General features: G+C 71.0%; 27 protein-coding genes and 1 tRNA gene. 6 read left to right on the plus strand and 22 right to left on the minus strand.

What is annotated here, in order from left to right; all coding sequences use genetic code 11:
- Positions 1-89 precede the first annotated feature (89 nt).
- Positions 90-821 carry an XRE family transcriptional regulator gene (locus tag OG514_RS39030; RefSeq protein WP_266903294.1) on the minus strand — a complete coding sequence of 244 codons (732 nt, stop codon included), beginning with the start codon at positions 819-821 and terminating at the stop codon, positions 90-92.
- Positions 822-994: 173 nt separating this feature from the next.
- On the opposite strand from OG514_RS39030, the gene OG514_RS39035 reads away from it, so the two are divergent.
- From OG514_RS39035 to OG514_RS39055, 5 genes are all read left to right on the plus strand, one after another.
- Positions 995-1,243 carry a hypothetical protein gene (locus OG514_RS39035; protein WP_266903296.1) on the plus strand — a complete coding sequence of 83 codons (249 nt, stop codon included), beginning with the start codon at positions 995-997 and terminating at the stop codon, positions 1,241-1,243.
- A complete protein-coding gene (locus OG514_RS39040) occupies positions 1,240-1,479 on the plus strand; it encodes a hypothetical protein (RefSeq protein ID WP_266903298.1) in 240 nt (79 codons plus the stop codon). The genes OG514_RS39035 and OG514_RS39040 overlap by 4 nt, the downstream gene beginning before the upstream one ends.
- Positions 1,480-1,669: 190 nt before the next feature.
- Positions 1,670-1,766, plus strand: a tRNA-Pro gene (locus tag OG514_RS39045).
- Positions 1,767-1,827: 61 nt separating this feature from the next.
- Positions 1,828-1,974: a hypothetical protein gene (locus tag OG514_RS39050; protein WP_266903300.1), complete on the plus strand. Its 147-nt coding sequence runs from the start codon at positions 1,828-1,830 to the stop codon at positions 1,972-1,974.
- A 12-nt stretch (positions 1,975-1,986) separates the two neighbouring features.
- Positions 1,987-3,168 carry a methyltransferase domain-containing protein gene (locus OG514_RS39055; protein WP_266903302.1) on the plus strand — a complete coding sequence of 394 codons (1,182 nt, stop codon included), beginning with the start codon at positions 1,987-1,989 and terminating at the stop codon, positions 3,166-3,168.
- Positions 3,169-3,234: 66 nt separating this feature from the next.
- Here OG514_RS39055 and OG514_RS39060 read toward each other — a convergent pair whose 3' ends face one another.
- The 20 genes from OG514_RS39060 to OG514_RS39155 form a co-directional block, all read right to left on the minus strand.
- Positions 3,235-3,498, minus strand: a complete 264-nt coding sequence (locus OG514_RS39060; RefSeq protein WP_266903304.1) for a hypothetical protein — start codon at positions 3,496-3,498, stop codon at positions 3,235-3,237.
- On the minus strand, positions 3,495-3,728 hold the full coding sequence (locus OG514_RS39065) for a hypothetical protein (RefSeq protein ID WP_266903306.1): 234 nt from the start codon (positions 3,726-3,728) through the stop codon (positions 3,495-3,497). The genes OG514_RS39060 and OG514_RS39065 overlap by 4 nt, the downstream gene beginning before the upstream one ends.
- Positions 3,729-3,778: 50 nt before the next feature.
- Entirely contained in the window at positions 3,779-4,726 is a 948-nt protein-coding gene (locus OG514_RS39070) for an N-acetylmuramoyl-L-alanine amidase (protein WP_266903308.1), read from the minus strand.
- Between the two features lie 68 nt (positions 4,727-4,794).
- A complete protein-coding gene (locus tag OG514_RS39075; protein WP_266903310.1) occupies positions 4,795-5,508 on the minus strand; it encodes a hypothetical protein in 714 nt (237 codons plus the stop codon).
- Between the two features lie 13 nt (positions 5,509-5,521).
- Positions 5,522-6,643 (minus strand): hypothetical protein, encoded by a 1,122-nt coding sequence (locus OG514_RS39080; RefSeq protein ID WP_323181698.1) that lies wholly within the window; start codon positions 6,641-6,643, stop codon positions 5,522-5,524.
- A gap of 5 nt (positions 6,644-6,648) precedes the next feature.
- Complete coding sequence (locus tag OG514_RS39085) at positions 6,649-7,734, minus strand: hypothetical protein (RefSeq protein WP_266903314.1); 1,086 nt, start codon at positions 7,732-7,734, stop codon at positions 6,649-6,651.
- A gap of 14 nt (positions 7,735-7,748) precedes the next feature.
- A complete protein-coding gene (locus OG514_RS39090) occupies positions 7,749-8,645 on the minus strand; it encodes a phage tail domain-containing protein (protein WP_266903316.1) in 897 nt (298 codons plus the stop codon).
- Between the two features lie 2 nt (positions 8,646-8,647).
- Positions 8,648-11,065 (minus strand): phage tail tape measure protein, encoded by a 2,418-nt coding sequence (locus tag OG514_RS39095; RefSeq protein WP_266903318.1) that lies wholly within the window; start codon positions 11,063-11,065, stop codon positions 8,648-8,650.
- A gap of 53 nt (positions 11,066-11,118) precedes the next feature.
- Complete coding sequence (locus OG514_RS39100) at positions 11,119-11,265, minus strand: hypothetical protein (RefSeq protein ID WP_266903320.1); 147 nt, start codon at positions 11,263-11,265, stop codon at positions 11,119-11,121.
- A 59-nt stretch (positions 11,266-11,324) separates the two neighbouring features.
- Complete coding sequence (locus OG514_RS39105) at positions 11,325-11,777, minus strand: hypothetical protein (RefSeq protein ID WP_266903322.1); 453 nt, start codon at positions 11,775-11,777, stop codon at positions 11,325-11,327.
- Positions 11,774-12,244: a phage tail tube protein gene (locus OG514_RS39110; protein ID WP_266903324.1), complete on the minus strand. Its 471-nt coding sequence runs from the start codon at positions 12,242-12,244 to the stop codon at positions 11,774-11,776. Before OG514_RS39110 ends, OG514_RS39105 begins: the two co-directional genes overlap by 4 nt.
- Before the next feature lie 12 nt (positions 12,245-12,256).
- A complete protein-coding gene (locus OG514_RS39115; protein ID WP_266903326.1) occupies positions 12,257-12,673 on the minus strand; it encodes a minor capsid protein in 417 nt (138 codons plus the stop codon).
- Entirely contained in the window at positions 12,666-13,016 is a 351-nt protein-coding gene (locus OG514_RS39120; protein WP_266903328.1) for a hypothetical protein, read from the minus strand. The genes OG514_RS39115 and OG514_RS39120 overlap by 8 nt, the downstream gene beginning before the upstream one ends.
- Entirely contained in the window at positions 13,013-13,333 is a 321-nt protein-coding gene (locus OG514_RS39125) for a hypothetical protein (protein ID WP_266903330.1), read from the minus strand. The genes OG514_RS39120 and OG514_RS39125 overlap by 4 nt, the downstream gene beginning before the upstream one ends.
- Positions 13,330-13,728 (minus strand): hypothetical protein, encoded by a 399-nt coding sequence (locus OG514_RS39130; RefSeq protein WP_266903332.1) that lies wholly within the window; start codon positions 13,726-13,728, stop codon positions 13,330-13,332. The genes OG514_RS39125 and OG514_RS39130 overlap by 4 nt, the downstream gene beginning before the upstream one ends.
- A gap of 3 nt (positions 13,729-13,731) precedes the next feature.
- A complete protein-coding gene (locus OG514_RS39135) occupies positions 13,732-13,962 on the minus strand; it encodes a hypothetical protein (RefSeq protein ID WP_266903334.1) in 231 nt (76 codons plus the stop codon).
- Between the two features lie 19 nt (positions 13,963-13,981).
- Positions 13,982-14,839 carry a phage head protein gene (locus OG514_RS39140; protein WP_266903336.1) on the minus strand — a complete coding sequence of 286 codons (858 nt, stop codon included), beginning with the start codon at positions 14,837-14,839 and terminating at the stop codon, positions 13,982-13,984.
- Positions 14,840-14,878: 39 nt separating this feature from the next.
- On the minus strand, positions 14,879-15,595 hold the full coding sequence (locus OG514_RS39145; protein WP_266903338.1) for a hypothetical protein: 717 nt from the start codon (positions 15,593-15,595) through the stop codon (positions 14,879-14,881).
- Positions 15,596-15,706: 111 nt separating this feature from the next.
- Entirely contained in the window at positions 15,707-15,871 is a 165-nt protein-coding gene (locus OG514_RS39150; RefSeq protein WP_266903340.1) for an Rmf/CrpP fold protein, read from the minus strand.
- Positions 15,872-15,874: 3 nt separating this feature from the next.
- Positions 15,875-17,854 (minus strand): phage minor capsid protein, encoded by a 1,980-nt coding sequence (locus tag OG514_RS39155; RefSeq protein ID WP_266903342.1) that lies wholly within the window; start codon positions 17,852-17,854, stop codon positions 15,875-15,877.
- 111 nt (positions 17,855-17,965) lie between these two features.
- On the opposite strand from OG514_RS39155, the gene OG514_RS39160 reads away from it, so the two are divergent.
- A complete protein-coding gene (locus OG514_RS39160) occupies positions 17,966-18,418 on the plus strand; it encodes a hypothetical protein (RefSeq protein ID WP_266903344.1) in 453 nt (150 codons plus the stop codon).
- Between the two features lie 58 nt (positions 18,419-18,476).
- Here the strand turns inward: OG514_RS39160 and OG514_RS39165 are convergent, their stop codons facing one another.
- Positions 18,477-19,976, minus strand: a complete 1,500-nt coding sequence (locus OG514_RS39165) for a phage capsid protein (RefSeq protein ID WP_266903346.1) — start codon at positions 19,974-19,976, stop codon at positions 18,477-18,479.

Genomic DNA, 19,976 nt, shown 5'->3' on the forward strand with positions numbered 1-19,976 from the left:
TGCAGCCGTACCGGTAAAACACTCCGCGTCTGACCAGCGCCAAGGCAACGGCTCCGCGTCCCAGCCAGGGATGCGGAGCCGTTCTTCGTTTACGACGACACGGGTACGGCCCGTTCCCACAGCTCTTCGGCGTGCTCCGCGAAGCGGTCGAACATGCCGTCGTCATCATGTCGCCGAAGGTGCAGGAGCGGCGAGTCGTGGCCGACGAGACGGGCCAGGTGGGGTGTCACGAGGGCCTGCTCGTCGAACCGGAACACGGACAGCGAGACGTGGTTCACCGCGTCTTCCGCAGCGCTGAACCGGGCCTCGACACCCTCGGCCGGCCCGAGCTTGGCAAGTTCATCGAGCGTGATTCGAATGCGGGTGGACACCGAAAGCGGGACGTCCTCGATCACCTCGCGCTGCCGGGTCACCTCGCCGGCGGGGTCACCGAGCAGGAATCGCACGCGGCACCCGGACTCCGCCTTACGCCGAATGAGACCGGCGAACGCAGGAATCTGCGTCCACAGGAAGTAATTCGTATACCCCGCGAAAAGGAGCTCGCGTTCAGCGCCAACCGTGAGGTCGGCCCACACCGTTGACGGGCACGCCGAGCGGTACGGGTAAGTGCGGAGGATTTCCCGGTCTCCGCCGAGCTTTACGCGGTCCTGCACCGCCTTCGGCCAGATCATGTCCTCATCCACTCCCAGCGCCCGTGCAGCGTCCGCGCGGTTCCGCGCGTGCGGCGTGAGCCTCGCGTCAGCCAGCCATCGTTGCACCTGCTTCGGCGATACCCCCACCCGGTAGGCCAGCTCACCGGCGGACACCCCGGCGTCGTGCATCGCCGACCGTAACCCTGTGTTCACTGTCAACCCCCTCTGCCCGGACTTTTGGGCCTTATTCGACCCTAGCGAGAGACGTCTCAACTGTCCTCGTTTCGGGGGCAGATACGTCCGGACTGGGGTGCCAAGGTGGAGCCATTCCGGAGCAGGCCCCGTAAGGAGGAGAGCAGCCGATGAGCACGTCGACGACCGCGCCGCCCACCGCGCCGCAGATCCGCCCCGTGAGCACCGCCGAGGCCGGAGAGGTCTTTCAGGGTCTCAGGGACGCCATGGAGGCCGCCGGCTTCCCCACGCAGGGGCTCTACCGGGAGGCACGGCAGACCCAACACGGCCCCATGCACATCTTCGGACTCGGCGAGGTCACCGTCGCCGGGGCAAAGCGCATGACGGCGATCCTGCGGGCCGCCCGGCGGCAGCCGTGATGTACCGCGAGGGCGACGTCGTCACGGACGGCACGCGGGCCCTCGCGGGTCAGGTGCGCGCCGTGAACGGCGACCTCCTCACGCTCGCTCGACCCGGAGGAACCACATGGCAGGCGAAGGCGGACAACTGTTGGGCGGCGAGCCCGGAGGAGCGCCGGGCCCTGCGCCCGAGCGGGGCGATCACCCTGATCGGGGAACACCTCCCTCCCGTACAGCCGCCCTCGCGCTCTTCCTGACCTTCGTAGCCATCGGCGCCGCCGGCGCCGCCCTGGCGATCCGGACCACGTAGACCGCCTCACCCCGGATTGGAGCTCCCGGGGTGAGGCTCCCATCCGGCCCCGGGCGACCCGTTCCCAGCCCGGGGCCGGCCCCAGCACCGCCGCCCCAATGTGTCCCCCGCCCGTCGGGGCGGCGGCTCCACCCCCACCCCAGTAGCTCAGTCAGGTAGAGCCCGACGGCGGAGTACCCAACTGTCTCCCGTCGCCCGCCGTCGACGACCCCGGTTCGAGTCCGGGCATGGGGACCCGGCCCCCGGTTTCAGGGACGGCCGATCCGAGCACCACCTCACCGAAGGAGTGACCACCATGTCGGGAAAGCACGGCGGCGGAAGCGGAAGCGGATCCGGCGGTAGCCAGCAGGACGACAGCAACAGCGGTCGCGGGCACGGCGGCGGCGGCTCGGAGACGAGCGGCGGGAACTCTTCCGACGGCTCCGGCCCCGCGAAGAAGTAGAGGCACGCACAGGTGAGTACACGCGTAAAGGAGGCGGGCCCCGAGGGGCTCGCCTCCGCGCTCATCGCATCGGGCGCACTGCAATCGGACTGGCTTCCGACGTACCGCGCCGTCCCCCGCGCGATGTTCGTTCCGGATCGAGTCTGGCCCGGCATCCCCGAAGGAACGCAGCAGGGGGCCCTTATCGACCGCCGGGTCGACCCGCGCGCATGGTTGGCGGCGGTGTACTCCGACCGACCGCTCACCACGCAGTGGGACAACGGCGAGCACCAGGGCGACGAGGTCGGCACGACCCCGACGAGCAGCAACAGTCTCCCCACCATGGTGTTCGCAATGCTCGGCGACCTCGACGTCGAGGACGGTCACCGCGTGCTGGAGATCGGCACGGGGACCGGATGGAACGCGGCACTCCTCGCGACCCGCGTCGGGGCGACGAACGTCGTCTCTGTCGAGTACGACCCCGACGTCGCGGCCGAGGCCCGAGAAAACCTCAGCGAGTTCGGGATCAAGCCCTTCCTGCACGTCGGCGACGGCCGGCAGGGAGTCGCGGCCCATGCGCCGTACGACCGGATCATCGCCACCTGTTCAGTCGGCGAGGTACCCCCGGCCTGGATCGCACAGGCCGTGACTGGCGGGGTGATCGTCGCTCCGTGGGGACCGCTGTACGGCGGTGAGGCCGTCGTGCGCCTGATCGTCGGCGAGGACGGGTCGGCGCGGGGACGGTTCACCCGCTCGTCCGCGTTCATGCGGCTCCGGCAGCAACGCGCCGAGTTCCCGGCCCACGAGACCTACATGGGCGGGCAGGCGTGGCCGGCCGACGGGGTGAGGAGCGCAACGACGATCCCGCCGACGGACGTCGGCGAGTGGGTCGCACAGTTCGCCATCGGCCTCCAGGTGCATGACGCCTTCTGGACGATCGAGCGGTACGACGGGGGGGCGTACACCCTGTGGACGTACGGCCTCGACGGGAAGTCGTGGGCGTCGGTCGACTGGGAGCCCGGAGAGGCCGAGTTCCTGGTCTACCAGCACGGGCCCCGACGTCTGTGGGACGAGACCGAGGCCGCTTACCGATGGTGGAACGGGCGCAGCCGACCGGGGTTCGAGCGGTTCGGGCTGACAGTAGGGCCGCGCTCAACGGTGGCGTGGCTCGACGACGAGTCGTGCCCCGTACCCGGGGCGGAGTGGCTCCGCTGACTGCCCAGACATGACGAAACCGCCCCCCTCCGGCGCCTGTACGGCACGGGAGGGGGGCGGTGTGGTTCAGCGGGTGGCGAGCTGCCAGAGAGTGAGGCCGAGGCCGCTGGTGGCGACCAGGGCGGCCAGCGAGGCGAGCGGCCAGCGGGCACGTTCGAGGGCGTCGAGGCGGGACTCATGGTCGGCGAGCTGGCGGTCGGTCTGGTCGCCGCGCTGGACGAGCAGGGCGAGCGAGCCGTCGACGCGGGCGAATCCGGTCTCCATCGTGCCCCGGAGCTTTTCCAGCTCCACGGCGACGGCGGCAGGGTCGGACGGGGTGGGGATGCTCACCGACCGCCCCCGTTGTCGTCGACCAGGCCGAGGCCGAAGCGGTCGAGGAACGCCTCGACGGCGGGGAGCGCCATGACGCGGGCGAGGCCGCCGGCGACGGCGAGGAAGCCGGCGACGTACGGCAGGGACTCGGGGATGCCGGACGCGGCGACGATGCCGGGGGCGGCGACCGCGAGGGCTGCGGCGGACTGGAGCACGGTGCGGACGGTGCGCTTGGTGGCGGCGGACATGCGGGGTTCCTCCTGTGGGGGGATGCGTCAGGTTGACGAGAATGCTCGAGTTACGCGGCGACGATGAAGCCGTGCCGGGCCGCGAGGCGGACGAGCGTCTGCCGGCCGGGGATGCCGTCGGCGTCGCTGCCTCGGAAGCCCTGGCGGGCCTGCCAACGGGCGTACGCGGTGCGGGTGGCGGTGCCGTAGTGGCCATCGATCAGGGAGCGGTCGAGGAGCCCCTCGGCGGCGAGGGCCTCCTCGACGATGCGGGCGCCGGCGTACGAGACGGGGGTGCCCTTCTGGGCGGGGTCGCGGCGGGCGGCGGCGGTCAGGTGGGAGAGGCTGACGGTCGGCTGCTTGGGCGGGGTCGGCTTCGGCTTGGCCGGCGGGGTCGGCTTCGGGGCCGGCGGCTTGGGCTTGGGCTTGTCGTCGAGGCGGGCCTCGACGCGGTCCCGCATCGAATCCATGGTGAAGCCGCGGGGGTCCGGCTTGCCCGGCTGCCACTCAAGGTGGCCGATCACGGAGCCCGGGCCCCATCCGTGCAGGCGGCAGACGGCGGCCGACGCGCGGGCGATGGCGTCGAGCTGGACCTCGGGCCACGGGTCGGCGCCGTCGCCGAGGTTCTCGCACTCGAACCCGTAGAAGTGCCGGTTGCCGTCGGTGGTTGCCTCGTTGTCGGCCGGGAGGGGCTTCTCGTCGATGACGGCCCGGAGCACGTCCGGGTCCCCGCTGCCGGCATGGTTCGTTCGGCCGTAGCCGATCAGGTGCACGGTGCCGTCCTTGGCGATCACGCCGTGACACAGCGGGCCGGGCAGGGTGCTGTGTCCCTCGCGGCAGATCCGTACCGTGTTCGCAGTGCCCTTGGTGACGGTGTGGTGCACGACGACGCCATGCACGGGGCCCCACGGGCCCTTGTGGTTCCGGTTGTGGGTCTCCCACCCCGGGTAGGTGACGACGGTCAGTCCCTCGGCGCGGAGAGCGGCGAGGAAGCGGGCGGCGGTCGCGGGCGCGGCCATGGGGTACCTCCGAGAATGCGGAAGGGCCGCCCGGCGCGGTGCGCGGGGCGGCCCTCGGTGGGGTGGGGTCAGGACTGGAAGCCGTACAGGTAGCGGGTCTGGGCGTAGGCGGTTCCGGTGCCGCTGGACACGCGCGCCTGTAGCTCGAACTCGGCGTTCATGCCGAACGCGTACGACGGGATGGCGAAGGTGGCGAGGAGCGGTTGCCCCGCCGTGCCGGTCGCCACGACGGTGCCGTTCACGCGGAACTGAACCTGCGCGGTGGCGCCGCCGGACGCTGTCACCTGTGCGTAGACGCGGGCGCGGGGCTGCTGAATGATGCCGTTGGACCGGCCGACGGTGGTGAACGACGTGGACGTCGTCGACGGCCACTTGGTGGTGTTCTCCTCCTGCGGGACCGGCAGGGGGATGTACGGCCTGGCGATGCCGCCGGCGACGGTGTCCTCGGCGAAGATCTCGGCGCCGTCGGCATCGACGATCCGGAGTGCCTGGGGGACGGTGTTGGGGTTCTCGACGCCTCGGTAGAGGCTGAGGGCGATGGATCCGTCGTCGCGGCGGACGACCATGCCGTACTCGTGGGTCTGGGCGAAGAGTTCGCCGACGCGGAACGCGGTCGGGCCAGAGGGGTGCAGTACGGCCAGGGCGCCGCCCTCGCCGACGACGACGTCACCGTTCAGGACTTGGTCCATGGCGGGGCGGATGTTCGCCCGGCCCTCCAGCATCCGTAGGCGGTTCTCCAGGGCCCGGACGCGGTCGAGGAGGTCTTGGGGGATGGCTGCCATGTGGGAGGGCCTCCTAGGCGGTGAGGGCCGCCGGTGCGGCGGACGGTTCGAGGAGCAGTTCGGCGGTCTCCGGCCGGCCGCGCTCGCCGGGCGTGGTGGCGAGGCCGATCAGGCGGTATCGGGCGTCGAGCCCGTCGGGGAACCACTCGTCACGGACGCGGAGCCGGATCGTCGACCCGAGCAGGCCCGGGGAGATCCCGGAGCCGTCGAGGCGTACGGACACGGTGGGTACCTGTGTGGTGGTCCAGGCGCGGGTGAGGTCGGCGCGGGCGTGCGCGTCGAGGGTCGCCTGTTTCTCCACGCTGCTGTAGTCGCTGGTGCCGTCGAGGATCGGCCACCCGCCCGGCTCTACGGCTCCGTTGATGGAGACGGGGGCGGACATCAGCGGGTAGGACGGGGCGGCTTGGTTGCGGTTGGTGGATGCGCCCCGGGAGTGCCAGTGCGTAGCGCGCGAGGTGCCGTCCTCGGGCATTCGGTAGTCGATGACTGGGCCCGGGGAGGAGAGAACCAACTCGGTGCGGCTGCTCCGGATGATCGGGTAGCCGAGCTGCAAGCTCTTCACGCGGCGGCCGGACGCGTCGCGGTACGTACGTACGCGCCATTCGAACCCGTTCTCGACGTTGGCGAGTTGGTCGAGCAGATCGCGCACGACGTACAGGTCGTAGCGGGAGTACGCCCGGTCGCGGAGCACTCCGGATGTCTGCGACCAGTCCAGTTCGATGCCGATGTCGCCGCCCTTGATCGACTGGACCCAGTCGACGATCTGACGGGCGATGTCGAGTTGGTCGACCCCGTTCCCGGTCCACCCGTCTTTGAGTAGCCGGTGTGCGAGGTACGAGTCGAACGTCGCGGCCTGGACGGCGAGGGCCCCGGCGCGGCCCCGGGACGGCGGTGTGATCTCCGTGGTCCACACGATGCCGCCCCACCACACTTCGCCGGCCCGCTCGATCCACACAGCCGTACGTGCCGGGATGACGGCCTCGCGCGCGCGGCGCGCCATGTCCCGGCCGGCGACGGGGATGGAGAACTGGGCGCTGCCGGTCTTACCGATGTAGTCGTCGCATTTGATGCCCTGCGCGGGAAGGATGTCGAGGACTTGGTCGGATCGCAGGTCACACAGAACGACTCGATACATGCCGCTCACGCGGGGCCCTGCCAGACCAACGACGCGCGGCTGTAGCTGGACGGAATGCCGGACAGGGCGGCGCCGCTGAAAATGGTCATCTCGACGTAGTCGCCGGCGGCCAGAACCAGCGGGAGGCCGTCCGCCGTGCCCTGTCCGCCGGACGACGACGGCTGATAGCTCATCTGGATGGAGTTGTTCTCGTCGCCGTTCACCCGGGCCCGGGTGCGGGCGAGGGTGGCGCCGCTCGGCCATGTCTGCTGCGCGTAGAAGATGTACTGTCCGGCGACCGGGGCGACCAGCCGGGAGGGCTGTGCGGCCGACCACATGACGGTGTCCGTGCGGGCCGTGGCCTGGCTCCACTGAATCGCCGTGTAGGTGTTCGCGGAGAGGGCGTAGGTGCCGGTCTTTGTGACGGAGACGTAGTGCCGTTCCTCGGTCGGCATCCATGACGTGCCGTTCCATCGCTCGATGCCGCGTCCGCCGTCGCGGAACTGGCCCGGGTAGGCGCCCGGCGCGGTGGGGGCGCCGACGAGAATGCCGCCGACTGCGACGGTGCCCGTTCGGCGGTCGGTGAGCGCGGTTCCCCAGTCGATGCCGCCGGATCCCGCGCTGGCGCCGGCCGGTACGCGGACCTGCGCGAGAGGGATGGCAGCGGCCGGGACGGTCGGGACGATCGGGGTGGCTGCGGCGGCGCCCTGGAGAACTTCGATGGCGCCCTTGGTCTCGGCGCCGCCGTCGACGGCCCCGTCGTAGATCCGGAGCACGACGAGATCGATGCGCGGGTTGGATGCGTTGCCGTCGCCGAACGTGAGGGTCATGGCGGTGTCGAGGCTGACGGGGTAGGCGCCGGCGGCCTCGGTCGACTGGATGAGGGCGCGGCCGGGGGCCACAGACGCGGTCATGGTGCCGGGGCCGGTGCCGGTGACGGCGAGGCCGCCGAGGACGGTCGTGCCGTTGGTCGAGCCGGGGACGATCCCGGAGAGGGACGTCAGGCGGCCGGTCGGGGTGAGGGTGCCGAGGGGGGCGAGGCGCGTGTCGGTGCGGGTCTGCCCGCCGGCCGTATCGCCCCTGTTGGTCAGCCATGCGGGACGCACGGGCATCGGGGGAGTCCTTCCTACCAGTAGGCGGAGCGCCACTCGATGGCGCATCGGGCGGTGGCCGAGTGCGTCTCAGCGCGGTACGAGAGAGAGGTTGTGCCGGGGGCGAGGGTGAACGCCTGCTCGGGCACGCTGCGGCTGGTTGCCGTGTAGAGGCGGGACGCGGCGCCGTTCAGGGTGACGGTGCCGGCGCGGGTGTCGACGACAAGCTGATCGCCGGCGGCGAGGGCGATGTCGTATTCGAGCGTCCGGCCGTCCTCCTGTGTGAGGCGCGGCGCGGTGACGGGGCCGGTGAAGGTCACGATGGGCGAGGTTTCGGCGTCGCCGCCGTTGACGACGCCGACGTTGCCGGTGGCGCCGCCGATCCCCCAGTCGAGGCCGTCGGTCCACTGGAGGCCGGTTCCGCCGGCCCATTCGAGGCCCGGCTCGGGTGCGGGGAGGCCGGTCTCGACGTGCTGCTCGTCGACGCTGTATCGGCGGGGGTCGGATGCTTCCCACTGGATCGCGGCGCCGAGGATCGTCCCGACCGTGTATCCGTTGGCGACGGGGACGTTGCGGCGGATGGCCCGCGCGGTGACGAGCAGGGGCCCGCGCTCGTCGAGCCATACGACGAGCGGGATCTCGTCGGCGCGCGGGACCGTGCCGGCGTTCAGCGCGGCGACGGTTCCGCCGATTTGATCGCGGGGGGCCCGCACCATCAGATCGAGACCGATGGTGCGGGTCTGGGCGAGCAGGGCGCCCGGATAGGCGCCGTGCGCGTCGGGGCGGAGTGCCAAGGAGGAATCGAGCGAGGGGAGTTCCTCCCACCCGCTCAGTGCCTTCCACCGGTAGGGGGTGCCGCGGCCGAGCAGCAGGTCGCCGTACTGGATCTGTCCGGGGCCGGTGATCAGGCTTCCGAGGTCGGTGGCTCCCACGATCACCCCCGACCCTTCGACGCCCATTCGAGGGCCTTGGCGTTGTCGTCCGGCGACCCGTTTTCGGCGGCGTGCCAGTGCTCGATGTGGAGTCGGGCGCCCGGCGCGGTTCCGCCGGCGGGGATGCCCGGCGCGGTCCCGGCGAATGCGGGCGCGCCCATGCCGCCGAACTGTGGGAGGTCGGGCGTCGGGACGAGTGTCTGCATGGCGCGGGCGACCATGCCCTTGGTGCGGTCGATGCCTCGGACAAGGCCCGGCGGGATCCAGCGGCCGATCCTGGCCATGACGCGCGAGGGCGAGGCGATGCCGAGGGCCTTGGCGATCGGCCCGGGGACCATGTTCTTGGCGAAGCTCATGAGCTGGCCCTTGAGCCAACCGCCCATTTGCTTGACGCCGTTGACGAGTCCGCGGATCAGGTCCTTGCCCTTGTCGACGAGCAGGTCGCCGAGACTGCCGAGCGCTCCCGTGATCATGTTCGGCAGACCGCGGACCCATGCGAGCAGGTCGGAACCCTTTTGGATCACGCCGGCTTTCAGGTCGTCCCAGTGCTTGATCACGCGGCCGACGATGGTCCAGTTCAGGAAGAAGTCGGCGATCTTCCCGGGGAGGGCCTTGACCCATTCCACGGTTGCGTTCCATACGCGCTGAGTGCCTGTCTTGATGGCGTCCCAGTGCTTGATGATCGTTCCGAGGATCGTCCAGTTCAGGAACCAGTTGACGATGGCGCGGCCGAACTCGGTCAGCTTGGTCCAGATCCAGTCCCATGCCTTCGTGGTGGCTGCGACGATCTCGTCCCAGTACTTGATGATCAGGACGACGAGACCGACCACGGCGGCGATGAGCAGGCCGATAGGACCCATGGCGATGAGCCACGCGGCGGCCATGCGGGCGGCCTGCATGAGGGCCTGTGTGGCCATGAGGACCCACTGACCGACGACGATGGCCCCGGCCCATACAGCCCGGCCGGCCATCGCCACCCATCCGCCGACCGTGGCCCATGACGACGCCACCTGTGTGGCGGCCGAGGTCACGGATGCGGTCGCGGTGGTAACCCACCCGGTGACCACTGCGGTGGCCGTGATGCCCTGCTGGATCGCCCACTGAATCAGGGCGGGCAGGATCACGACCGTGATGACGGTGGCGATGCTCAGGAAGGTGCCGGAGTTGTTGGCGATGAACTGTCCGGCCGCGGCGAACCCTGCGCCGATGGCGACGGCTGCGTCGGCGCCGGCCATGAGCGCGGGGACGACGTAGGCGCCGATCACGTCGACGACACCTTGCATGAGGCCGCGCTTGAACGCCTCGAACCTGTGCGCGGCGGTGTCGCGCATCATGTTGCCGGCGGCGTCGGTGGCTCCCTCGACCTTGCCGAGCGCGTCGACGGCGCTTGAAGGGTCGAGGCCGAGGATGGCTTTCTGCATGTCCTCGGCCTTGGTGCCGAACAGGCCGAGGGCAATCTCGCTCTGCTTCGCCGGGTCCTTGACGGCTCGGAGTCGGTCCATGACCTGATCCAGCGCGGCGCCGGCCTTCGGGCCGCCCTCCTGGAACACCTTCTGCATCTGCTCGCCGTTCAGGCCGAGGGCCTTGAAAGACTCCGCAGTTGACTCGCCCATGCCCTGAGCCATGAGCGTGAATTCCTTCAACGCGTCGGCGACCGTATCGGCGTCGCGCGCACCGCCCTGGAGCCCCTGGGAGAGCAGCCCCATCGCCGTTTCGGCGTCGAGGCCGAGCTGACGGAACTCCGTCGGATACTCGGCGAACGTGTCCAAGAGGTCTTCGGCGACGTCTACGCCGCTCTGCGCGCCCTTGGTGAGGACGTCGAGGGCCTCCTCGGCGGAGTCGGCCAACCCGTTCTTCATCATCGTGCCGACGGCCCGGGTGACGCGGGAGACGTCCTCGCCCATGACGGCAGCGGTGTCGGCGACGCGGCGGCCGAGCGTGGACATCTGCTCTTCGGTCGCCTCGGGCGGGAGCAGGCCCCCGCGGGCGATGCCCTTGATGATCTCCGCACCCTGCTCGACCGACTCGACGATCGCGTCGGCGTACAGGTCGCCAGCGACGTCGCCGTACTGCTTCGCCACGGCCGGGGTCGCGCCGAGCTGGGCGCCGAGGTTGGCCTCGATCTGCCCTTGCTGCATGGCCTCGGAGATACCGACCATGAGTGCCGCGCCGACGGCGGCGCCGACGGCGGCCCATCCGAACGCGGCGAGGGCGCCGGAACCCTGCTCGGCTCCCTGCTCTGCTCCGCCCTCGATGCCCTCGGCGAGGGCGTCTCCGGCTTCGGCTCCGGCCTGCTCGGCCTCGGACACGATGCTGTCTCCGGTCCGGGCCATGGCGGCTTCGGTGCGCTGCATTCCGGCGCGTGCCTCGGAGTCGTCGACGCTGATGGTGGCGAGCAGCTCGCCAACGGTCAGTGCCACGCCGGATCACCTCCCATCGGGGGTCATCCGGCGTGGTGCCGGGGGTGCTTGGTTCAGCTGGCGGGGTTGCCGGTGAGGGCCGCGATTTCGGCGGGGTCGGTGACGCGGCGCGGTGTCTTCGCCCATGCGCGGGCGAACCGTGCCTCGGGGGAGAGGCCGCCGATCAGGACCAGGAATCGGCGCGTGGACAGGGCGGCCACGGCCGGGGCGTCGAGGCCGTACTCGCGGGCGAGGTCAGCCTCGACGGCCGGCCAGTTGGTCAGGATCGCTTCCCAGAACTCCCGGCCTTCTTGCCCTTCTTGCTCCGTCGGGTCGCCCTGTTCGGGCCCTGTGCTTTTCCCGTCGCCTGCTCCGCGTACAGCTCGGCGGCGCGCTCCATCGAGACCTTGCCCGGGGAGCGGATCGCGGCGGCCGACCAGATCAGGAGGATGCCGAGTTGCTTGTCGGTGAGGCCGTGCTCGGCCCACTCGTCGAGGACGTCGCCGCCGTAGAGCGCGGTCAGCATCCGGCGGACGTCGTTGGGGTCCTCGGACGCCTGGAGCCGCTCGGCCTGGAGCGTGAACAGGATGGGGAGGGACTCCGGGAGGGTGTACGTCCGGCCGAACAGGGCGAGGGCCTGGCGGGGCTGCTGCTCGGCCTGCTCGGCGAAGAACGCGTCAAAGTCGGCCGTCTTGGGCGCGTGGTCCTGGTGCTCGATGTCGAGGTCGGTCACGGCGTCACCGCCGCGGAGGTCGCCAGACCGGACCGGCGGAACGTGGCGCTCCAAGAGGTCTTCTCGTTGGTGCCGCCGGACTGCTCGCCGGGGGTCATCGTGGCGTCCCAGATCGCCCATGCGGTCTGCGTCTCGTGCCGGTAGCGGATCTCGTTGTGCGAGTCGATGCCGAGACGCGGCGTCCAGTCCTCATCGATGTACGCCTGTCCGACGTCGCGGGCCTTGGTCGTCTTGTCGATGCGGTACTGACCCTCCAGGGTGATGGAGGCGCCGCGCTGCATGACGTCCTCCTCGTACGCGCCGTCGCTGTCGAACGACGTGGTGTCGGCTACCTCCTCGTTCTCGCCGGGGGAGTACGACCAGGAGTTGAGACCGGCGATCGGGAGCCACGTCTCGGTGCTGGCGTCGGCGTCCTTGACCTCGAAGAGCCATCCGCGCGCGTCGATGGACCTGCTGTTACCCGCCATGGGCGGACCTCCTTACGGGGTGGGGGTGGGGCCGGCGGTCGACACGTCGTAGTTGGTGACGTGCTCGTGACGGCCGTTGCTGTCGGCGCCCATGGGCGCGGGGATGCCGCGTGCGGCGATCAGGACGGCCCATGTGCCGTCGGGGAGTTGCGTGTTGGTGAGCCCGTGCAGTGCGGCGTAGATGGCCTGCGCGCGGGCGCGGGAGACGCGGGGGTCCGGGCCGCCGCGGACGCGGACCTGTAGCCGCTGGTCGGTGTCGTCGTCGCGGGCCTGTTGCGGGCCGGCGTCGTACAGGGCGAGGGACACGGCCTCGTCCGGGGCGGGCGGCATCGCCTCGACGAACCCGTCGCCGGTGATGCCGTCGGGGTCGTAGGTGAGCAGCCCCTCGGCCGCGAGGTATCGGGCGATGCCGTCGAGGAGGTCAGCCACGGAGGGCCCGCCTCACCTGGGCGGCGATGATCTCGTTGATGGGGCCGGCCTGCTCGACGAGCGGCCGTTCGAGGTACTTGGCCGTTCGGCTGTCGTCGTGCCGCAGGTCCATGTCCTCGTGCTGGCGGACGGCGTACGGGGTGTCGTAGCTGACGCCGGCCGTCATGGACGCTTCGTCGACGGACGCGACTCCGGATCGTTCGAGGGTGGCCTCCTCGATGGGGACGACGCGGCGGGACTCGGTGAGGAGGTGCTCGGCGCCGAGCCTGAGCCCGAGCAGGGCCCCGGCTCGTTCGGCGGCGAGGACGGCGTTGCCGTTCCATCGGATCCGGGCACGGCTCATTCGCACATCACCTCCAGGGACTCCGGCACGGGTAGGCCCGGCGCGGTGTGTTGGGCGGCCGACAGGGCGCGCGTGCGGCGACCGGACGGCAGGGTGATGCGGGACTCGGCCGGACAGTTGGTGTCCGGCGCGGTGATGACCTGCGCGGTGGAGACGACCTCGCGGCCCTCGCGGTCGCGGACGGTGCGCACCTGCTCGGCGACCATGGCGGGCACGTCCGGCACGGGCGTGCCGTACCGCGGGCCGTACGCGGAGTCGCCGAGGTAGGGCTCGATCACGACGCGGTGGGGGAGCAGCCACGGGGGGACGCGGGTCACTGGATCACCCCCGGGAGCAGGCCGGCGCGGGCGAGGGCCCGGTATGCCTGCGGGGAGAGGTCGACGTTCCCGGCGCCGGTCCCGCCCGCCTGCTGCTGCGGGCCGGACATGGACACGGGGCCGATGGACACGGACGACCAGCGGCCGGCGGCGCCGGTCCCGGTGTCGCCGGTCTCCTTCCGGTAGGCCACCTGCGCACAGGTGGCGTCGGCGAGGGCCTGGGCAACGGCGGGGTCGGTCGGCTTGCCCGCGGCGTCGACGGCGTAGACGGCGGTCAGTAGGCCGTCGTCGACGTCCTCGGATGCGCGGGTGAGCAGCCGTTCGGCGTCGGCCGGGGCGGGCTTGCCGGTCCACTCCGTGAGCTGCTCGGGGGTGGCGTAGACGCGGCGAGCCATCGGCTACCCCTCGCTGCTGTACTGCTCGGCGAGCTGGTCGCGGGTGAGCTGCTCGGCGACGTCCTGCTCGGTGCCGAGGGCGACCGCGTAGGCGACCCAATCGGCCTTGGACGCGGAACGGGCCAGACGCTTGGTGTCGTCCGGCCCGTTGCCGTTGTCGTCCCCGCTCGGCGGCGGGGGCCCGTCCGGCTGCTCTTCGGCCTCCGGGCGGTCGTGGTAGCGGCGCAGCATCATGCGGCGGCTCCCTTCCTGATCAGGTGGTGGCGAGGGTGCCGACCGCGACGCCCCGGTCGTCGAGGCGCTTCACCGCGTAGTGGACCGTGGTGGTGATCACGTTCGAGCGGGCGAGGATGTCGCGGTCCTGCTCGACGAGCGGCCGGCGCTTGTAGAGCAGGCCGAGGGCGCCGCGCTTCATGATCAGGAACTTGCCGGCCGCGACCCGGTTGGTGAGGAACACCGGGACGCCACCGATGCGGCCGATCGATCCGGTGACGGCGGCCGAGGGGCCGTTGCCGAGCTTGGACGCGTCGATGAACTGCGGGTCGGCGAGCGCGTCGGCGTACTGGGCGCTGTTCAGGTACAGGCCGGCGAAGTCGTCCGGCTCCCACTCGTCGCCGAACTGGGCGATGCCCGGGACCATGGCGTCCAGCCACGTGAACTTGGTCTTACCGGCGGCGGTGGTGAACTTGAACGGGTTGCCGCCGCCGAGGGAGGTCTCGTCGGCCTGGGCCTGCGTGATCAGCGAGGCGTCGATCTTGCGGGCGGCGAGGATGCCGAACTGCCGGCGGGCCTCGGCCTCGGGGTCGCCGAGACCGACGAGCCGGGACTTGTCGGTGATCTCGACGGCCTTGCCGGCTTCCTTGATGGTCGCCTTGGCCGAGCTGGTCGACATGGCGACCGGGACGAGCGGGGCCGTCTCGGTCAGGTCGTCGAGGTCGGACAGGGCGCCCCACTTGGGGAAGTTGATCTCGTCGCCCGGGGCACCCTCAAGGGTGTTGTCCTCCTGGACGGCGGCGGATCCGGCGACGCGGACCTTGCCGAGGAATGCGGCCTGCGCCATGTCGGCCCATACCTCGGGGACGATCATGTTCGCGGACGTGGTCTGTGCCATGGGGGGTGCTCACTCTCTCCGGCCGGGGCCGGGGGTTGGTCACCCGCCGGCGAGGCGCCGGTAGGTGTCGGGGTCGGAGCCGTACAGCTCGGCGCGCGCGGCGTAGTCCATGGCGGCGAACTGCTCGGCGGTCACGGCGCTCGGGCCGCTGGTGAAGTCGGCGCCGCCGCGCTGCGGGCCCTGGGGCTGCTGGGCGGCGAGGCGCGGGTTGGCCGTGACGGCGGCCGTGATCGCGGCCGTGACGGCGGCGGTGTCGGCCGGGTCGACGTTGGCGGTGGCGTCGGCGAACGCTCGGGAGTCGGCGAGTGCCATGGGGTCGCCGCCGGCGGCCGGGGCGAGGCTGTAGACAGCGAGGCGCAGCTCGGCGGCGCGGGTCCGGGCCTGCTGGGCGGTGAGCTGCTGCGTGAGCTGCTCGGCCGTGGCGGGCTTGTCGGCGCTCTCCGGGTCGATGACGGCCATGAGCTGCTTGATGAGATCGGTCTTGGCCTCGTCGGCGGCGCGGTGCTTGGCGGTGACCCGCTGGTTTCCCGCCTCCTGGCGCGCGCGGCTGAGTTCGTTCTGCAACCGGGCGATCGTGGCGGCCGGGTCCTCGCCGGGGGCCGGCGCGGCCGGGGCCGGGGCCGGGGGCGGGGTGGGCGCGGGGTTCGCGGTGGTCGGGTCCTGCCCGCCCGGCTGCGCAGTGGGGTCGCCGCCCTGGCCCGGGTCGCCGGTCGGGCCGGTCGACGGGGCGGTCGAGGTGGGGGTCGGGGTGCTCATGGTGTCGCCCTCCTGGGGTGACTCGGGGGGCCCGCTCCTGGCGGGCTCTGGACATGCGAAAGGGGCCCCTGCACCTGGCGGGGGCCCCTTCGGGGTGGTGCTGGTGTGCTGCTACTCGTCCGGCTCGGAGACCGGGCGGGCGGCGGCGTAGCCGCGGATCCACGCGGCCCGCAGGATGTCCATACGCGGGTACGGGCACACGGTCGGTGGGTTGCCCTTCCGTGCGGCGCGGTCGCCCTCCAGGAGGGCGCGGGTGATGTCCTCGCGGGCACCCATCGGCTACCTCTTGTTCTGCTGGTCGGATTCGTTGTGCCGGGCGCCGGCGGCCCATCGCTGGGCCTTACCGGTGACCTGCTCGATGAACTCCGCCTGCGTGAGGCGGCCATGTTCGGCCCACCACTCTTTCAGCTCGTCCGACGCTCGCGCGTACGCGATACGGGCGGGACCGCTGAACAGGACGGCCGGGTTGATGCCGTCCGCCTTGGCCTTCTTGTTCAGGAGGTAGCCGTTACAGGCGTCCTCAGCGTCCGCGTACTGGCGCCATACGTACTCGTCGTACAGGGCGCGGGCCTCGCGGCGGGTGATGAGGTGCCGCTCGTCCTGGTCGCCGTCGTCCCCGCGACTGCGGGCGGCGGCGGCCTTCTTCACGGCCTCCCAGAACGCGGGGTCGCCGGCGCCCGGCTCGTCGGCGAGGGCGCCCCACCCGGCGGGGTCGGGGGCCGGGTCCATCACCTCGGCGAGGGCGTCGCGGTCGGCGAGCAGGTCGTCGACCGCGTTGCCCGTGACGGCCGGCGGCGGTAGCTCGATGCCGTCGCGGCGGTCCATCTCGGCGGCAATCCTGAGCAGCTCGTCGGCGGTGGCGTGCTGCATCGCCCACGCGAGGTCATCGTCGCCGACGTCGGCGAGGTCCCCGGAGAGGTGGCCTCCGGGGAACAGGCGGTCGGCGCGCTCGGCGAGGTCGTCGAGGTCCCGGCGGTCCGCCTCGGCCTCGACGCGGGACAGGGCGCGCGCGTCTATGGGGCCCGACCGGACGGCGGCGGCGAGCTGCTCGTCGGTCATCTCCCGCATGGTGCGCTCGTCGCCGGACCACACCCGCGCGTTGTCGAGCTGGTCGGGCGTGACCGTGGCGCGCTGCTCGGGAAGGTTCCCGGCGCCGAGCTGCTCCCGGGTGCGATTGCGGCGCAGGTCGGGGTGGTCGGCGAGGTGCTGCCTCATGGCGGCCTGCCACTGGCGGGCCTTGGCCTCGGCGGCCTTGCGCCCCTGCTCGTCGACGGCGGCGGCGGCGCGGCGCTTGTACTTCCTGATGTGCCGCTCGATCGCCCGCTGACGCTGGCCGGCCTCGTACCCATCCGGGTCCGGCTCGGCGTCGTCCACGCGGGTGAGGCCCGGGAGGTATGCGCTCACGCTGTGTCGGCAGTTGGGGTGCTGCAACCCCTTCTGTCGTGCCTCGTCGAGGGATCCGGCGACGCGCACGGTGACGGTCTCGCCGTCGCGGGTGGCGTGCTCGACCTCGACGTCGCGGGCGCCGGGCGAGCCACCCACGGTGAGTACCTGGCGCTCCCACGGGCGACAGAGGGGGCACTCGCGCGGCGAGTTGGAGACGACCACTAGGTCGACCCCGGCGGTGGCGAGGGTCTGCATGTGGGCCTCGGTCGCGGCCCTGCCAACGCTGGTCCGTACGGCCATCTCCGCGTATGAGGTGAGCTGCCAGGGGCGGCCGGCCGCGTCGCGGAATCCGGTGATGCCCTTGTCGGCAAACGCGCGCATGGCGTCCTGTGTCGCCTGGCGGCGGGTGCCGGTGCCGACGAGCGGCGTGGCGGTGACGTCGGCGACGACGGCGCGGTACTGGTCGTCGACGGCCCGCAGGATGCTGCGGTGGGTCGAGGTGAGGAGGCCGACCGTTTCGGCGGCGAGGCGGTCGACGGCCTGCGCCTGCGGTAGGACCTCGTCGACCATGCGCACGGCGTCGTCCGACAGGGCGCCGAGTTCGGCGACGGCGGCGCGGTGGCCGGTGTTGTACGCGTCGGCGATGGCGTCGTGCACGTCGAGGGTGACGGCCTGGCCAAGCTCGGTGACGACGGCCTGCGAGGCGCGCCGTACAGCGGAGAGGGCGGAGAGCTTCCGCTCGGCCCATCCAGGGGCGTCGAGCCCGTCGCCGAGCTGCCTGGCGATGATGGCCAGTAGGCGCAGTTCGGCGGCGACGTACAGGTCACGGGTGCGCTCGGCGAGGGGCTCGACCATGCCCGGGTGGATCGGCACATCGCCCCCTACTCTAATTGAGTGATTATGTGGTCGGTCCGCGCATGGTCAGTTGTATATCACCGTCAGCTGTTTCATTGTTTCGCCTAACATGCCGAATGTGAGTTCGCGATGAATCAGCCTGCGCGGAGAGTGCCCAAAACGCTTACAGTCGCCATTGACGATGCGAGCCAATTGACCGAGAGGCTGCATACGGAAACAAGCAAATTGGTGCGCAAAATCCGTCGCTATAGCGCGGCGTCTGCAATCGTCAGTGCCGTTACCGGGCTCGGCGTCTGGCCTGTCATTTCGCAGAGTCCCCAGCTTGTGGCGCAAGTGGTGGTATCGGTCGTGTCCTTTATCTCTGCTGCACTAATTGCGTTGCCGACTGCTCTGGGAATGCGTGAGCAGTTGGAAAGAATGATCAGCCTCAGCGAGGAATGCGGCCTTGCGCATAATGATTTGCTGGATGTCAAGGAGGGGTGGGTGTCAGGTTCGAAGGGCCTACCGGACGTGAAGGAATCGATTCAGAAGCTTCGCGCCGCCAAGGTTAAAAAATCCACATTGGGGCTGAAGGACGAATAGATTTCGCGGCCAATTCGCGACGTCGGTGTTGACTTCGCTCTGTCTACATGGCAGCTGGTTAGGCCGACATAGGGAATGTGGCAACCGGATCCGGCGCGGCGGCGCCAGTCTCGGCGAGAATCGCGGCGACCTCGGCCGCGACGGCAGTGTCGTCCCAGTCCGGATGCAGAATCTTCACCCGCGTCTTGGTGGACGCGGACTCGGCCCGCTTGAGCAGGTCGAGCGTGGTGGCGGTCTGCTGCTCCGACTCGGCGACCCCGTCCCCGAAATCGACGGTCACCGGCTGGGTGAGGTCGTTTCGGCGGCCGAAGTGCGCGTTGTCGAGGGCGAGGAGGGTCGTCACCTGCTCGGCGATGCCGTAGCGGAAGTAACCGGCCTTCTTCCGGCGAGTGACCATGCTGCGTTGGTCGCGGGACTCGGATTCGGTTGCGGTGATCGGCTGCCCGCCGCCCTCCAGCCCGAACGACTGGGCCGAGTAGCCGGCGGACTGGGCGGCCTGTCGCATGATCGCCTCGGCGGTCCGCTGGTGCTCCTCGACCCGGATGGCGAACTGGGACAGGGTGATGCCGCCGCCCTCGTTCGGGGGCATGTTCAGCTCGTCGTAGACCTCGCGGTCGAGGTCGAACGTTGCGCCCCGGCCGGGGCCGTCGTCGCGCAGGTAGCCACGCGGGACGATCAGGCGTGCGCGGGCGAGCAGGATGTCGCGCATCCATGACGTCCAGACCTCATCGAGGCTGGCGAACTGGTCGTACAACGGCGCCCCGTAGTCGGACCGGCCGAGGGGGCTTCCCCGGTAGAGGCGGTTCGGGAGCATGTTGGGGACGTATGACGCGGTGAGCTGCGGGATGCCCGTGTTCACGGTGGCGCCGTTCGCCCCGGCGCCGTCGAGGTCGAGGGACTCGACCAGGGCGGCGGTGTCCGGGTGCTCGGTGAGCGGCACGCGGCGGCCCACGTCGTTCGGGGTGCCCTCGTAGAGAGCGTGCTCGACCTCGCCCGGGGCGTGGCGCTCCATGTGGCGCCACACGGTGGACTGGGTCGAGCCGGTGAGTTCACGCCAGAAAGTCACGGCCCGCAGGATGCCGAGGAAGAACTCGGGCACGGCGCGGTCCGGCTGCACGACGGTGAGAAGGGGCCTGTCCGGGGCTACTTCCCGGTCCCATGTCGAGCGGAGATAGACCCCGGACATGGCGGCGGCCTGCTCGCCGGCGGACAGGAGGACCTGTTGCACGCGGCCGAGGTCGAGCAGCTCGTCGAGGCGGGTCTGAGTCTCGGCGCTGCCGATGCTGATGGCCGGCATGTCGGCGAACAGGAGGTCGGCGCTCGTGGCGGCGATGTCGCCGGCGAGGGGGACGTGCAGGCGCCTGTCCCGCTCGGGGGTGTGGTCGACGGACCGGCGCCCCCACTGGTTCCGGCGGATGTTGGGCTGCGGGGCGTGCTCGTAGACGGCGGAGAGCCGGCGCTTGTCGCCGGAGTACCAAGCGTCGTCCACGCGCATCTGGGCGTAGACGGGGGCCCATTCCGGGGGCGGCCACGGGGCGCCGTTCTCAGGAAGTGCCAT

The sequence above is a fragment of the Streptomyces sp. NBC_00572 genome (assembly GCF_026341815.1).
In the GTDB taxonomy this organism is placed as follows: Bacteria; Actinomycetota; Actinomycetes; order Streptomycetales; family Streptomycetaceae; genus Streptomyces.

Excerpts from the sequence above, each read along its gene's own strand:
- OG514_RS39030 (WP_266903294.1), bottom strand. The coding sequence starts at position 821 with ATGCACGACGCCGGGGTGTCCGCCGGTGAGCTGGCCTACCGGGTGGGG.
- OG514_RS39035 (WP_266903296.1), top strand. The coding sequence starts at position 995 with ATGAGCACGTCGACGACCGCGCCGCCCACCGCGCCGCAGATCCGCCCC.
- OG514_RS39050 (WP_266903300.1), top strand. The coding sequence starts at position 1,828 with ATGTCGGGAAAGCACGGCGGCGGAAGCGGAAGCGGATCCGGCGGTAGC.
- OG514_RS39065 (WP_266903306.1), bottom strand. The coding sequence starts at position 3,728 with ATGTCCGCCGCCACCAAGCGCACCGTCCGCACCGTGCTCCAGTCCGCC.
- OG514_RS39070 (WP_266903308.1), bottom strand. The coding sequence starts at position 4,726 with ATGGCCGCGCCCGCGACCGCCGCCCGCTTCCTCGCCGCTCTCCGCGCC.
- OG514_RS39075 (WP_266903310.1), bottom strand. The coding sequence starts at position 5,508 with ATGGCAGCCATCCCCCAAGACCTCCTCGACCGCGTCCGGGCCCTGGAG.
- OG514_RS39080 (WP_323181698.1), bottom strand. The coding sequence starts at position 6,643 with ATGTATCGAGTCGTTCTGTGTGACCTGCGATCCGACCAAGTCCTCGAC.
- OG514_RS39085 (WP_266903314.1), bottom strand. The coding sequence starts at position 7,734 with ATGCCCGTGCGTCCCGCATGGCTGACCAACAGGGGCGATACGGCCGGC.
- OG514_RS39110 (WP_266903324.1), bottom strand. The coding sequence starts at position 12,244 with ATGGCGGGTAACAGCAGGTCCATCGACGCGCGCGGATGGCTCTTCGAG.
- OG514_RS39120 (WP_266903328.1), bottom strand. The coding sequence starts at position 13,016 with ATGAGCCGTGCCCGGATCCGATGGAACGGCAACGCCGTCCTCGCCGCC.
- OG514_RS39130 (WP_266903332.1), bottom strand. The coding sequence starts at position 13,728 with ATGGCTCGCCGCGTCTACGCCACCCCCGAGCAGCTCACGGAGTGGACC.
- OG514_RS39135 (WP_266903334.1), bottom strand. The coding sequence starts at position 13,962 with ATGATGCTGCGCCGCTACCACGACCGCCCGGAGGCCGAAGAGCAGCCG.
- OG514_RS39140 (WP_266903336.1), bottom strand. The coding sequence starts at position 14,839 with ATGGCACAGACCACGTCCGCGAACATGATCGTCCCCGAGGTATGGGCC.
- OG514_RS39145 (WP_266903338.1), bottom strand. The coding sequence starts at position 15,595 with ATGAGCACCCCGACCCCCACCTCGACCGCCCCGTCGACCGGCCCGACC.
- OG514_RS39150 (WP_266903340.1), bottom strand. The coding sequence starts at position 15,871 with ATGGGTGCCCGCGAGGACATCACCCGCGCCCTCCTGGAGGGCGACCGC.
- OG514_RS39160 (WP_266903344.1), top strand. The coding sequence starts at position 17,966 with ATGAATCAGCCTGCGCGGAGAGTGCCCAAAACGCTTACAGTCGCCATT.
- OG514_RS39165 (WP_266903346.1), bottom strand. The coding sequence starts at position 19,976 with ATGGCACTTCCTGAGAACGGCGCCCCGTGGCCGCCCCCGGAATGGGCC.